A 13,605-nucleotide genomic window follows, 5' to 3' on the forward strand; every position below is an offset into this window, starting at 1 on the left:
TCGACAGGCGGCTGCGCTTCTGTGCCGCGCATCCGCGCCCTCCTTTTCCCGACGACCATCAGGATTTGCCATGAAGCTTTCGGAATACTGCAGCCACGACGCCACCGGTCTTGCCGACCTCGTCAAGCGCAAGGAGATTTCTGCCCCCGAACTGACCGCGCTTGCCCGCGTGGCGCACGACAAGGTCGACCCGGCGATCAATGCGGTCGTCGAATTCTATGCTGACGCAGAGGATGTTACCGGACCGGAGGATGGGGTTTTCGCCGGTGTGCCGTTCCTGCGCAAGGATGTCGGCTCCAAGGAGGCCGGGCGCCTGCAGGAGTATGGCAGTCGGTTGATGAAAGGCAATATCGCCACCTTCGATAGCTACTACACCACCCGAGCCAAGGCGGCGGGTCTGCGTTTCGTCGGCCGCAGCGCCGTCCCGGAATTTGCTTTTGCCGGCTTCACGGAAACCATCCTAGAAGGCATTTCGGGTAATCCGTGGAACCTCGCGCGTTCTGCCGGCGGATCGTCCGGAGGCGCGGCCTCAGCGGTCGCGGCCGGGGTAGTGCCGATTTCACATGCCTCGGATGGCGGCGGCTCCATCCGCATTCCCGCCGGCTGGTGCGGCCTCGTCGGCCTGAACCCCTCGCGCGGCCGGGTTTCCGGCGGGCCGGATCATCAGGATTCCCTTTTCGGTCTTGCTCGCGAGTTTGTCGTCTGCCGCACGGTGCGCGACATGGCCGCGGCACTCGACGTCTTCTCCGGGCCGGAGCCGGGCGATCCGTTCATCATCCGCCAGCCGGAAAGACCCTATGTCGAGGAACTGAACCAACCGACCGGCAAGTTGCGCATCGGCATCGCCCGCGCGGCATGGGGCAGTGTGCAGATCGCCGAAGACGTCTTGGCCACCCTGGACGAAACGGCGGCCCTGCTGACGGCCATGGGCCACTCAGTCGAAGAAATCGCCTCTCCGGTGAACTCGCAGGACATCATGATCGGCGTGATGGGCGGCTTCAATCTCGGGCTTGCCGAACTGCCGGCGGTCGCCGCTGCTCTCGGCCGCCCGCTGGATGAGACGACCCTCGAACCGGTCATCCTCAAGCTGATGCACCAGACACTCGCCATGTCACCGGCCGAAATCGTCTCGATCTTCGAGACCCTGCGAAAAATCCGCCACGATGTCGCTCTGGCGACAGCCGGCTACGATATCCTGCTGACCCCGACGACACCGGTGACCGCACCGGAGCACGGCCGCTTCTCCACGACCCGCCCGGACCTTTCGGCCGCGGGCTTCTCCGAAGGCGACACGACGCTCTTCACCTTCCTCGGCACGTTCAACGCCACCGGCCAGCCTTCCGTGAGTCTGCCGCTCGGTCTCGACCGCAACAACATGCCGGTCGGTATCCAGATCGTCGGCCGCTTCGCCGACGAGGCGACGCTGGTGCGCGTTGCCCGCGACCTAGAGCAGGCGCGTCCGTGGCACGGCCGCCGGCCGCCGGTGCATGCAGGCTGATAATGCAATCTTCGGAATGGAGAAATCGAGGCTCGGTACCGCTTGAATGTTGATTCCACGAGTGAGAATTTCCTCCAGAAGAGATTAGGGCCTGTGAGGACGGACGAATGAAGAAGCAGAAATTCATTGCCCTCGGATCATGTGGCCCATCGTGCCGCGCAACCAGTGTCGACATCGCTTGTGAGGTCGCCTTGGGCAGCGCGCTTGTAGACCGCATAACTGGGCAGGCCAATGCTTGCTTGCTCCTGAGATTGGCGAAAGAACCTCATTACATGTGGGGTTGATCGTTCGAATCCGTTCAAGAGCAGAGAGCTGGACGTGTAAGATTCTCGCGCAGCCCAGCGGGTCGTAAACCTGCCGGGCGAAAAGAAGCGACGTCGCGCCGGTCACATCGCTTCTTCCTCATGACGCTCTGCAACGATCGGGGCGTCGGCCGACGTCCGCCCCACCACAACGCGATACTGCTGTCGCTCCTGTCAAACGCCGCTATGCTCGGGCGCAAAGGGTACCCGATTTGTCGGCACGCTCGCCGTAACTGGTTTGCCGCCACCCGAGCGAGGGAAGGTGTAGCTTAATACCAGCGCCCACGACCATAAAAGCCGCCGCCCAATAGAACGACGATAAGGACGATGATGAGAAGGGTGGTTATGTCCATAATGGCCTTGTTCCGTAGGAAAATCGGCATGGCCGCGATATGCCTGTCGCGCCGCCCCGTTTGCCAGCGCGCGGGAAAAGGCGCAAAATCGATTACAGGCGGCGGGCGTCCATCGCCGCGCTTTCCATGGCAGCCATGCCGGGAGGTCAGAATGATTTTGCGGGATATGACAAGGGCGGAATGCGAGGCCGCGCTCTCGGCGAACTCCATCGGCCATCTGGGATGCATCTCCGATGACCGCCCATATGTCGTGCCGATCCGTTACGTCTACCAGAAACGCGCTTTCTATAGCTTTTCGCTACCCGGAAAGAAGATTGACAGCCTTCGCTTCAATCCACGCGTCTGCGTGCAGGTCGAGCAGCTGGTGACCTCGGAGGAATGGAAGAGCATCCTTCTCGAGGGTCTCTACCGGGAATTGCCTGACGACGAAAAGGACCATGGCGAACATATGCGTGCCTGGCAGCTCCTGCAGGAGCGTGGCAACTGGTGGGAGCCGGGCGCCTACAAGCCTAAAGGGGTTGCGCATCCAGACGCACAAACGCGGCCCGTCTTCTATCGCGTGGAGATAGACACATTGTCGGGGCGGCAGGCCGCGATGGCCTGAATTTAGGTCCGGCATTCATTTAACCGCTGTACTTGCCCCAAATTGTGCTTGCATGGGTATGGAGAGATGTAGCCGCAATGCGGAGTCATGCTCGGCGAACAGGCGCGTTCATCAAACGGGTGCTCGGCCGCGCGACGCGCCGCCACACAAGCCCGCTTTCGTCAATGCGCAGCTTCTGGGGCCTGATGCGCGCCTACTGGTTTTCCGAAAGCTGGCGCGAGGCCTGGGGACTGACAGGCGCCATCCTCGTGCTGACGGCATTGTCCGCCCAGGCCAGCGTCTGGTTCGCGGTCACCTCGGGCGAATTGATCAATCGGATCGCCTACTTCCACCATCCAACTACACCCAGCACACCCACGGCCCTATTGACGACAGCGGCAACACTTGCCGCGATCGCGATCATGAAGGACGTGTGTTTCACGGCAGTCCGCCATTTCTTTTCGACCACACTCCACCGCAAATGGCGTGAGTGGCTCGACCGGCGCTTCAACGAAGCCTTGCTCGATACCAACCATACGCATTTCCATATTCAGCAATTCGGATCCGACGCGGCCGGATCCGCTGCCCCCGCGCCGGACAATGTCGATCAACGGGTCCAGGAATCGATCAAAGGCATGACCGGGGGCGCAATCGGGCTCGCGATGGGCATTGCCGGCGTCGTCCTGTCCCTTGGCTTCGTCGGCAGCAAGCTCATTGAGATGTCGAGCCATGTCAGAGGGCTCGCGTTTCTGGGCAGCTATGGCAGCGCGTGTCTGGCCTTCGCGGCGGTCGCGATTTACGTGTCGCTCAACACTGTCGTCGCAGCGAAGCTCGGCGGGATCCTCCAGAGCCTGTCGGTGCGCATGCAATGGGCTGAGGGCAGCTATCGCGCCGAATTGAACACCCTCCTGCATCGCAGCTTCCATGTTGCCGTCCTCCATGGCGAAAGGGCCCAGAAGGCCGTCAATTTGCGCCGGTATCTCGACATCGACAAAACCTGGGCCAGCCTGAACCGGGTGACCGCCGGCTATATGGGGTTCGAGCTCGTCCATAATTTCATCGGCTCGCGGATCGTCGCCTATGCACCGGGCCTGCTTCCCTACATGGACAACAAGGTCAGTCTGCAACACTACGTGACAGGGGCCGAACTGGCGAATGCACTCATCAACGAGTGTTCGTGGTTTATTCACGTCATGCCCGACATTGCAACGCTGACGGCGAATGCCCGCCGCATAACCGATCTCGCGGAGGCGATCGAAACCGTTCAGCGGCCCGAGGTGTTCTATTCGCAAACCGGTCTCTACGAATTCCAGTACACCAAGCAGGAACCCGCGCTCGGCCTTACTCTTCGCCGGATCGAACTTCTGCATGTGGGGACCGAGCTTCCTTTTCTGGCCGCCGCAGATCTACGGTTCCTGCCGGGCGAGTGGACCTTGGTCGTTGGCGAGTCGGGAAGCGGCAAGACATCGCTTCTCAAGGCGATCAACAGTCTGTGGGCGCATGGTCTCGGTATCATCGTGATGCCAAAGCATGTCAGAACCCTGTATGCCGCCCAGGACGTCAAGCTTCAGGCCGTGTCCTTGAGGGATCTCGTCTGTCTTCCGGACGCGGCCGACGACTACCCTGATACGCGTGTCGCGGTGGCGTTGCACGAGGCGGGGCTCGGCGAGCTCATCGACGAACTCCTCAAGGATGGCCGCGACGGTCAAAGCTGGGACCTGCTTCTGTCCGGAGGCCAGAAGCAGAAGCTTGTCCTTGCCAGGATCCTTCTGCTGCGGCCGGGCCTGCTGTTTCTCGACGAGGCAACGAGCGCGCTCGATACCCAGGCCGTATACGCGTTCCATCAGGCGATCAGGGACCATTGCCCGGAGGCGACGGTGATCGCCGTCATGCATGATGTTTCGCCCATACGATCCGCGAGCGGCGCCGATTTCTTCGACAGCGTGCTCACCATTGAGAACGGGGTGGCAGAAAAAATACCCATCGCGGCGTGGCGTTATAGGGCTGCGAGGTGACGGCGACTGGGCCGGTTCACCCCTCACTATCCGGTGCTTCTTCGACCGTTCCGATAGGGTGATACCCAATGGAACCTCTTCCGTTTGTGAGGGTTTCTCCTCGTTAGATCGGGCGCTACTGGCATTCCGCCGGCACTCCCGAATTGGAGAATGTCATGAGAATGATGTTGATTGCGATCGGCCTGGTATCTGCCCTGGGCGGGTCGGCTTTCGCAGCCGAGCCTGCCAAGATGGTCGACACCAAGATGGGCAAGGCTTTGGCCGACGAAAAGGGGATGATCCTCTATACTTTCGATAAGGATGCCAAAGACAAGTCCAACTGCGATGCGGACTGCCTGAAGAAATGGCCGGCATTCCACGCCGCCGCGAGCGCCAAGGCTGAAGGAGAATGGTCTCTTGTCAAGGCGGCTGACGGCATGGAGATGTGGGCCTATGAAGGCAAGCCGCTCTACACATATGCCGAGGACAAGAAGGCCGGTGAAACCAACGGCGACGGTGTTGGGGGCGTTTGGCATCTGGCCAAGTAACCAATCCACGATTTTTTGAACGGGCGGTCTTCGGATCGCCCGCTGCCGTAGTGCCGGTCTCGATTGCAGAGGGCATAACAAAAGGCATTCATTTCCGATGATGTGAATGAAGGCCGTGGCTCCGCACCGCGAGAATCCTATTGGCTCGACAGCATACGGGCCATTGCGTCTGCGATAGCGTGATCTTGATATGGTTTCGCGAAGAATCGGCTCCCCGTCGGCAGGTTGCTCTCTTTGATGATTGCATTGCCAGACGCGACGATCAACTTCACCGGTGGCCACCGGTCGCGGATGTAGTGGGCCAGTTTGATGCCGTCCATCGTTCCCGGCATCTGTATGTCCGTGAACACCAGGTCTATGTCTGCTCTCGATTCCAGGATGCGAATTGCCTCGTCGGCGTCCCGAGCTTCAAGGGCCTCGTACCCAGCAGATAGCACCAGATCAACGGCACTCATCCGGATGAGCGCACTGTCTTCGACCACGAGGATGAGCGCCTTGCCGTTGAACATCTGACCCTCAGGGGTATCATTGAAGTGGAGCCTTGCCCGCTCCTTGCTACAGCGTTGCAGCGGGAGATAAGTTCCTATGCGGCTGCTGGAAGTTTTATTTGGCGATCGGCGTCTCCCCGGTGCCTGATGGTCACGGCGGTGCCGGGATTTGCATTGCTCACCTGTATTTCGCTCTCGAGGTTCCTGGTAAGCGCTTCGACGATGCCGGTCCCCAGCCCGGCCTTGGGGGCAAGGCTGCCGGTCGGAATGCCGATGCCGTCGTCAGTGACAGAAAGCGCCCAGCCGCTGCCCCTCGAGCAATAGTCGATGACGATCGTGCCGGTCTGTTGCCCCGGGAAGGCGTGCTTGAGCGCGTTGATCACCAATTCGGTCACGATAAGCCCGAGGCTTACGGAAACATCGGCTTCCACCGCACTGTCATCAACGGTCACCGATATCGAGAGCCGGTCGTCGTCGGCAATCATCGAAGCGTCGAGGCTTTCGCAAAGCTGCGTGAAGTAGGTCCGAAGTTCGACGTTGCCGCCGTTGGAGATAGAAAGCTGCCGCTGCACGGCCGCAATCGACATGACGCGGTGATGGGCGTTGTGGAGATGACCGCGCGCCTCCTCGGACTGAACCCGGCGTGCGCTCTGCATAAGAACGCTGGCAATGATCTGCAGGCTGTTTGCGACCCGGTGCTGGACCTCCTGCATCAGGATGGCCTTCTCCCGGATAAGATTATCTTTCAGCTTCGCTTCGGCGCGCGCGTCCGTCACGTCAGTGATGGCTAGCAAAAGCCGGACATTCGCGTTGTCGCCGTCGTCGAGGATCTGCGCATTGACAATCAACTGTCGCGTTTTGCGGTTCGGCCACTGGAGATCGATTTCGTAAGCCTCGATCCGCGCGCTTCCGGAAGCGGTTGCCCTCAGGAGCGAGGCGAGGCTGGGCATTGCCCATTCGCCATTTCCAAGCGAACCGAGCGGTTTGCCGTGAATGGTCGACGGATCGATTTCGAACGTCCGGCAGAACGATGTGCTCGCTGCAATGACCTTCTGGTCTCTGGAGAGGAAAAGTAGTGGCTCGTTCGACGAGACCACCACGGCAAGCGTACTCGCTGCTTCGAAATGGACGATCGGTGCGTTCGACATGGAAATGGCCCTCGAGGGCCGAAAACTCGCGGGGCACGAGCCATCACTCGGCAGGAACGTCGCCGGACACGGATCTTCTGCTGACGCTCGGAGAGAGCATATCATATCAAGCCTGAACAGGCTCTACACTTAATCGTCATGGTCGCTGATATCTCGAGCGGAACGGCGGGATTGCCCGTTCGAATCCCATCAAGAGCTCATAATCGGCTATCACCTGAAATCGACCCAGTTTGTCATCTCTCCATGGCCTCTGCCTGGCCAGAAAACTGCTTTTCATGGAACTCTTTACGCCGGTTCTGCAGGGCAGCGCTTAAGGAAAACTGGGTCAAACCCGGTTGATGCTGAACACAATTGTCCTAAAATGAGGCCCATCCACAGCAACAGCGTCAAAGCACGCGGCCGCACCGCGCAGCTTGATAATACTGTATCCTTCGGTGAAGGCCCTCTGACGGGATTCGTGGGTCGATGATAAGTCCGGCACCCGGTCATTGGCGACGTGGAGAAAACCGGCGGCGCCCCGCTACCAAGTTCGACGACGCTGCCGAAATTTGCTACAATAGTTTCTGCGAGGGAGGATATCATGGGTATACTTGATCGCCTGTTTTCGTCGCCAGCCCCTTTCATCAGTGACGGGGGGATGGAGACGGACCTAATCTTCCGCGAAGGCGCCGAAATGCCGATGTTCGCTTCCTTCGTGCTGCTCAACAGCCCAGAGGGGCGAGAGATGCTGCGGCGCTACGCGGTTTCATATTTCGACTTGGCCCAAGCCGCGAGCCGAGGCTTTGTGATGGGCACGCCGACCTGGCGCGCCAATGGCGGCTGGGGGCCGAAGCTCGGGCTCGACGACGTAGGGATCCGGGACGTCAACCGGCGCGCCATCGCCTTCGCCCGCGATCTGCGGGGCTCCCATCCCTGGCGTGACCATATCCTGATAGAGGGCGCGCTCGGGCCGGCAGGCGATGGCTATGCACCCGAGCAGCTCCTGACCCCAACCGAGGCGGCCCGTCTTCACAGCGCCCAGCTGGAGACCTTTGCTGAGGAAGGTGTGGACATCGCATCGGCTTTCACCATCACCCATCCAGGCGAGGCTATCGGTATGGTCAACCTGGCGCGCGACCTTGGTCTGCCTTTCGCACTCTCATTCACGGTCGAGACCGACGGGCGGCTGCCGACCGGGCAGGACCTGGATTCCGCGCTCAGCGAGGTGGAAGCCGCAACTGGCGGCTACGTTCGCTATTACGGGATCAACTGCGCCCATCCCGAGCATTTCGGTGAGCAGCTATCATCGCGCTGGCTCAACCGGATTGGCATGGTCCGGCCAAACGCCTCGCGCCGCAGCCATGCCGAACTGGACGAAGCCACCGAGCTTGATGATGGTGATCCGCAGGAGTTCGGCGCGCTTTGCGCTGAAATGGCAAAGCGGCTCCCTGGACTGCGCGTCGTCGGCGGATGCTGCGGCTCCGACATGCGGCACATCAGGGCTCTGATCGCGGCGGGCGTCTGAGCGCCAGATGGTCGGGCTTTAAGGGCAGACGCGGCCGCAACGACGAAACAAGTGTTGCGGTTGGTGCTGATACTCAGGTGGGCCTCGCGTATGAGGTAGACGAGGTAATCGGCGGGGGCTTCAATTTCCGACACCGCGCCGTCGATAGAGCGCCTAGAGGATAGTAGCAGGCGGGCCCTCCCTCGCTTCGGTGCGGCGAGGCACCATTCGCGCCCCTGAGACAATGGTGAAGCACTGTCCTCATTTCGGGCGCTTTTTGATAGCGATCGGTCCACACAATCTTAGCCGGGCAGCTACTCGCCTATACCTGATCCGCAGTTGGCGGGCTCGCAACTTCCTCAGCTTTCAGTTGGGCCGATACGGCCCTCACGGCTCCGTTCGTCGGGTTCACTGTGCACGATTCCACTTCTGCCAAGCGCCTGGCGAGACGCCGAGGAGCCTCTTGAACTAACAACTAAACGCGGCCTCCGACTCGTAGCCAACCGCACTGCCGACTTGAGCTATGCTCATTCCCCGTTCTTCCAGGAGCCGCGACGCAACCTGCATACGCCATTGAACAAGGTAGTACATTGGCGGCACCTCAACGAAGTGGACGAAACGCTCCGAAAATGCAGTGCGCGACAGCCCCGCCTCCCGGGCGAGAAGGTCGATCGTCCAGTTCTCCGATGGGCGGCCGTGGATAAGCTGGAGTGCCTTTGCAACATGGCGATCGCGTAGGCCAGACAGCCATCCGAGAGAGTGCGCGGGTAATGACTCGATGTAACACCGGATGGCCTCGACAAACATGAGTTCACTGAGCTTGGCTAAGATCGTCTGATTGCCCGCCCTCTTGTTTCCTAGAGCGTGACCGAACAGATCGACAATCCAGCTCTCCTGGTCTGGAGGCTTGCGGACCGCGAAGATCGGCGGCAGGGCGGAGAGAAGTGGATTAGAGGGCCTGCTGTCGCATCCGAGGTAGCCACAGATGAACCTCGTCTGCACGTCGCCGCCTCCACCATGGATCAGTTGATAGGGTAGCTGTTCAATATCCGCGGGCTTATGATAAATGCCCATGTTTGGTTCGCCTGTCCCGCCAGGCGACGAGCTCATGACGTTCGGCGCTCCTCCGGGAAAAATTACGACATCGCCAGAGTTCATTCTGATAGGCGGGGCCGGGTCATTGTCGAGAGCCGCCCAGCACGACCCTGAGATAACAGCATGAAAAGAGATAACGTGCTCCACCCCGGGCATAACCGCAGCGGCGATGTCGGCCGTGCTCGGTGACGCACCCACCCATGGCGCACTCGCACGAATGTCGAAGAAGAGCGCTCCGGATAAACGAACGGCGCGCAGCACGTCTGACAAAATGTCCATCGCACACGCTCCCTCACGTTAGGATTCCAACTTCGTGACAATCTCTTCCGCCTTGTGTCTTTTCGCTGCCATTTCAATGTCCTTCTTCGGCTCATGAGCCATATGTCAAAAAGGACCACTATTCAGGGGGCAGACCACCTCACTTACAGCTAGATTGCAAGGCGAACCGGATACGAGCGCCGCAGCATCGCGAATTGGCTTACTTCCAATGCACCTCGAGACAGGAATCGGGCGACATTGAATCCGACATCGCCACCTTATTTTGAAGCTTTCCTGGCTGAATGCTGGAAAAATGGAAACCGGGTTGGGCGCCATCTGTTTTACGATGTCAAGAACCGCGGTTACACGGGCAGGCGCTCCAATCTGGAGCGCCTGTTGAAGGTGTGGCGTGAAGTCGAAAACATTCAACCCGACGAGCCGACTCCGGGGATGGATGTTTCAGAACCCGTCCGCGATCCTGACACGGGCCATATGATCTCGTCTGTGGTAGCTGCAGCTTTATGCGTAAAACCGAGCGGCCTGCTGACAGATCGTCAGGCCAAAAAGGTCAACGCATTGAAGCGGGGCTCTCGAGCGTTCGCCATTATGCGTGGCTTGGCCATGCGCTTCAACGGCATCTTGCGCAGCAGGAGCTTGGAGGCACTGGATGAATGGATTGACGATGCCATCGACACCGAGCTCACGGCAATCATGCGTTTTGCCGGATATTGATGCCGTCAAAAATGCAATCGAACTCCCTTGGAGCAACGGTCAAGCCGAAGGGCAGATCAACCGCCTCGAGATGCTGAAGCGAGCAATGTACGGTCGCGCTGGCCCAGAGCTGATAAGGGCGAGAATGCTGCCGCTGAATCACAGAAATTGAGGATGAACTCGATTAACTGCAAAACGACACGGGGTGAAATAGACTTTGGACCCGTGCTGTCACGTCGATTTCGGTTTAACGGTTGGCTTACGCACAAGGCCGAGCCAGGAGAGTTCTCGCTCGGCCTTGTGCTAATGGTATTGATGCGGGCGAATGGTCAGCCGGAGCGTGCGAGGGGATGATACGGCTGGCTGATCATTCGACGTCTGAGTTCGTGTCCTATCCGGCAGCCGCCGCCAGCCGCGTGCGACTTGCAAACCCGATCAGGGTAGCGCCGAGCAGGGCGGACAACCCGGCGAAGGCGAAGACCCCGGCCGGGCCATGGCTTCCGACGATCAGGCCGCCGAACACCGCACCGCTCGAAATGGCGATCTGGAAGGTTGTCAGCGTCAATGCGCCGGCACTCTCCGGTTCATCGGATGCCGCCTGGGTGACGAAGCTCTGGACGCTGACGGGGAGCGCGCCAAAGGCAAAGCCCCAGAGTGTAGTGGCGACCGTGGCGACGACCGGCGAGGCGCCTGCAAAGCTCAGCACGAAGGCTGTGATGGCGATACCGGCTGCCGCAAGCGTCATCGACAAGGCGGTGTTGCGCTCGGAAATAAAACCGCCAGCAAAATTACCGAAGAAACCACCGATGCCGAATGCCAGCAGAATTCCCGAAATGCCTTCGACGCCAAAATGTGGCACATTCTCCAGGAACGGGCGTATGAACGTAAATCCGGCGAAGTGGCCAGCGACAACCAGTAGTATGGTCAGGAGCCCGATGCGGATAGCAGGGCGACGCAGGACGGTGGCCATTGTGCCGAGGTTGGCCGGACCGGTGGATGGCATGGCAGGCAGTGTGATCGCTTGTGTCAGAAGCGCAAGCACGCCGAGTATGGCCGTGATGACGAAGGCGAACCGCCATCCCATGATTTCGCCTATCCAGGCGCCAACGGGCGCTGCGCAGACCGTTGCGGCGGACACGCCGCCCATGATGATGGCCATCGCCCTCGGCATTAGCCGTTCCGGTACCAGCCGCATCGCCAGAGCCAGTGACATGGCCCAGAACCCGCCAAGGCCGATGCCAAGCAACGCGCGCGAGAAAAGCAGCATGGGCAGCCCGCTGGAGAAGGCAGTGATGAGGCTGGACAGGATCAGCAGCGCAGTGAGCCCCAGAAGCGTATAGCGCCGATCGAAGCGGCTCGTGCCGACCACGATGGCAGGGCCGGCAATCGCGCCGACGACCGCTGTCATCGTTACCGATTGTCCAGCCGCGCCGATGCTGACACCGAGGTCCTGCGACATCGGTGTCAGCAGGCTGGCCGGCAGAAACTCCGCCGTGACCAGACCGAACACGCCGAGCGAGAGGGAAATCACGCCCGCCCAGGCAGGCTTGGTGTGGCCGTCGTCGGCACGAAAGCCGGTTGTCTCTTGATTGCTGTTCATCTGCTGTCTCCAAAAGTGTTGAGAGGACGCTAGACGGGATGCGGCGGTGTTTCTATGCTGGAAAATCCAGAAGGCATGACTATTCGTCCAAATAGGAACGCGCGCCGATGAATGACCCATTGACCGAGATGCTGCGGGGCTTACGCCTTGATGGCGTAGAATATGGCCGCTGCCAGCCCTCTGCCCCGTGGGCAACGGCGTATCCGACCCAGGTGGAAGCGCAGTTCCATTTCCTGGCCGCCGGTCACGCCTATCTGCAATCGCCCTCCGGTGAATGGACGGAAATGAACGCAGGTGATGCCGTCCTGTTGCCACGCGGCGATGCTCATGTTCTGGCAAGTGAGCCAGGCGTGGCGCCCACGCCGGTGGAGTGCATGGCTCGAAAACGCCTCTGCGATGGCATCGTCGATCTGCAATGCGCCCTACCCGACACCAACAACCTCCTGTTCTTTGCGGTGATGCGGTTCAACGTCGACAAACGGCACCCGCTCCTGGAACTGATGCCGGACGTGATGCGCACCAGCGATCTGGCCGCCAGCGAGCCGACGATCCCGCTCTTGCTCGATGCGATGATGCGGGAGGTGGATATGAACCGCGTCGGGGCAGGGGGTATTCTTTCCCGTCTGGCTGACGTGCTGACCGCCACGATCATCCGGACCTGGGTGGAACATGGCTGCGGCGACTCGACCGGTTGGCTAGCGGCCGTCCGAAACCCGGAAGTCGGCCGTGTTCTTGCAGCCATTCATCTCAATCCATCCCATGACTGGAGTGTCGGCGAACTGGCCCGCCACATGGGCGCCTCGCGATCCGGTTTTGCCCAGCGCTTTGCCACCGTTGTCGGTGAAACGCCCGCGCGGTACGTCGCCCGGATGCGCATGCATCAGGCACACCAGTGGCTGGGGGAAGGGCAACGCGTCGCCGTGATTGCGGAACGCCTCGGATACGAATCCGAGGCGTCCTTCAGCCGTGCCTTCAAACGCATCATTGGTGCATCGCCGAGCCAGTTTCGCGAACATCGGAAAGTAAATGGAAGCGCGCGTTCCTAGGGTCAGGACTCGTTGATCACAGCCAGAAGATGACAGTTGCGGCCAGAGCGAGGGCGGAGAAGAAGACAGTCGGACATCGGTCGTACCGGGTGGAGACGCGGCGCCAATCCTTGAGGCGACCGAACATGATCTCGATGCGGCTGCGGCGCGTGTATCGACGCTTGTCGTATTTGGCCGGCAGGGACCGGGATTTGCGCCCGGGAATGCAGGGTTTGATACCCTTCTGCTGCAGGCCATCCCTGAACCAGTCGGCGTCATATCCACGGTCGGCCAGAATCCACTGCGCCTTGGGCAGATCATCGAGAAGGGCAGCTGCATCGGTATAGTCGCTGATCTGACCGGCGGTTATGAAGAAGCTGAGCGGTCGACCATTCGCATCGGCGAGAGCATGCAACTTCGTGTTCATGCCGCCCTTGGTGCGCCCGATTAACCGCCCAAGCCCCCCTTTTTTAACCGCAGGCTTGAGGCCGTGCGATGCGCCTTCAAATAGGTTGCGTC

At 60.3% G+C, this 13,605-nt stretch carries 10 protein-coding genes and 2 pseudogenes; 7 read left to right on the top strand and 5 right to left on the bottom strand.

Going from position 1 to position 13,605, the window contains the following annotated elements; genetic code table 11:
* Window positions 1-70 precede the first annotated feature (70 nt).
* From ACT6VE_RS31200 to ACT6VE_RS31215, 4 genes are all read left to right on the top strand, one after another.
* Complete coding sequence (locus tag ACT6VE_RS31200) at window positions 71-1,498, top strand: amidase (protein ID WP_444802129.1); 1,428 nt, start codon at window positions 71-73, stop codon at window positions 1,496-1,498.
* 806 nt (window positions 1,499-2,304) lie between these two features.
* The gene (locus ACT6VE_RS31205; protein WP_444802130.1) at window positions 2,305-2,757 is read left to right on the top strand and encodes a pyridoxamine 5'-phosphate oxidase family protein; all 453 of its coding nucleotides are present in this window, start codon (window positions 2,305-2,307) and stop codon (window positions 2,755-2,757) included.
* A gap of 77 nt (window positions 2,758-2,834) precedes the next feature.
* Window positions 2,835-4,751 (top strand): ABC transporter ATP-binding protein/permease, encoded by a 1,917-nt coding sequence (locus tag ACT6VE_RS31210; RefSeq protein ID WP_444802131.1) that lies wholly within the window; start codon window positions 2,835-2,837, stop codon window positions 4,749-4,751.
* A 155-nt stretch (window positions 4,752-4,906) separates the two neighbouring features.
* Window positions 4,907-5,278: a COG4315 family predicted lipoprotein gene (locus ACT6VE_RS31215; protein WP_444802132.1), complete on the top strand. Its 372-nt coding sequence runs from the start codon at window positions 4,907-4,909 to the stop codon at window positions 5,276-5,278.
* A gap of 137 nt (window positions 5,279-5,415) precedes the next feature.
* Here ACT6VE_RS31215 and ACT6VE_RS31220 read toward each other — a convergent pair whose 3' ends face one another.
* Both ACT6VE_RS31220 and ACT6VE_RS31225 read right to left on the bottom strand, forming a co-directional pair.
* Window positions 5,416-5,787: a response regulator gene (locus ACT6VE_RS31220; RefSeq protein WP_444802133.1), complete on the bottom strand. Its 372-nt coding sequence runs from the start codon at window positions 5,785-5,787 to the stop codon at window positions 5,416-5,418.
* Between the two features lie 74 nt (window positions 5,788-5,861).
* Window positions 5,862-6,914 (bottom strand): sensor histidine kinase, encoded by a 1,053-nt coding sequence (locus ACT6VE_RS31225; RefSeq protein ID WP_444802134.1) that lies wholly within the window; start codon window positions 6,912-6,914, stop codon window positions 5,862-5,864.
* Window positions 6,915-7,494: 580 nt separating this feature from the next.
* Between ACT6VE_RS31225 and ACT6VE_RS31230 the strand changes: the two genes are divergently transcribed.
* The gene (locus tag ACT6VE_RS31230) at window positions 7,495-8,418 is read left to right on the top strand and encodes a homocysteine S-methyltransferase family protein (RefSeq protein ID WP_444802135.1); all 924 of its coding nucleotides are present in this window, start codon (window positions 7,495-7,497) and stop codon (window positions 8,416-8,418) included.
* Window positions 8,419-8,865: 447 nt separating this feature from the next.
* On the opposite strand, the gene ACT6VE_RS31235 is transcribed toward ACT6VE_RS31230, so the two are convergent.
* Window positions 8,866-9,771 carry an AraC family transcriptional regulator gene (locus tag ACT6VE_RS31235; RefSeq protein ID WP_444802136.1) on the bottom strand — a complete coding sequence of 302 codons (906 nt, stop codon included), beginning with the start codon at window positions 9,769-9,771 and terminating at the stop codon, window positions 8,866-8,868.
* A gap of 153 nt (window positions 9,772-9,924) precedes the next feature.
* Here ACT6VE_RS31235 and ACT6VE_RS31240 point away from each other — a divergent pair.
* Window positions 9,925-10,633 (top strand): annotated as a pseudogene (locus ACT6VE_RS31240) (transposase); the annotation flags it as partial.
* Window positions 10,634-10,852: 219 nt separating this feature from the next.
* Here the strand turns inward: ACT6VE_RS31240 and ACT6VE_RS31245 are convergent.
* Window positions 10,853-12,061, bottom strand: coding sequence for an MFS transporter (locus ACT6VE_RS31245; RefSeq protein WP_444802137.1), 1,209 nt, complete (start codon window positions 12,059-12,061; stop codon window positions 10,853-10,855).
* 107 nt (window positions 12,062-12,168) lie between these two features.
* Here ACT6VE_RS31245 and ACT6VE_RS31250 point away from each other — a divergent pair, with 107 nt between their 5' ends.
* Window positions 12,169-13,107 carry an AraC family transcriptional regulator gene (locus tag ACT6VE_RS31250; protein WP_444802138.1) on the top strand — a complete coding sequence of 313 codons (939 nt, stop codon included), beginning with the start codon at window positions 12,169-12,171 and terminating at the stop codon, window positions 13,105-13,107.
* Window positions 13,108-13,123: 16 nt separating this feature from the next.
* On the opposite strand, the pseudogene ACT6VE_RS31255 reads toward ACT6VE_RS31250, so the two are convergent.
* A pseudogene (locus ACT6VE_RS31255) lies at window positions 13,124-13,605 on the bottom strand (IS5 family transposase); the annotation flags it as partial.

Origin of the sequence: Shinella sp., assembly GCF_052438155.1 — a bacterium.
Taxonomy (GTDB): domain Bacteria; phylum Pseudomonadota; class Alphaproteobacteria; order Rhizobiales; family Rhizobiaceae; genus Shinella.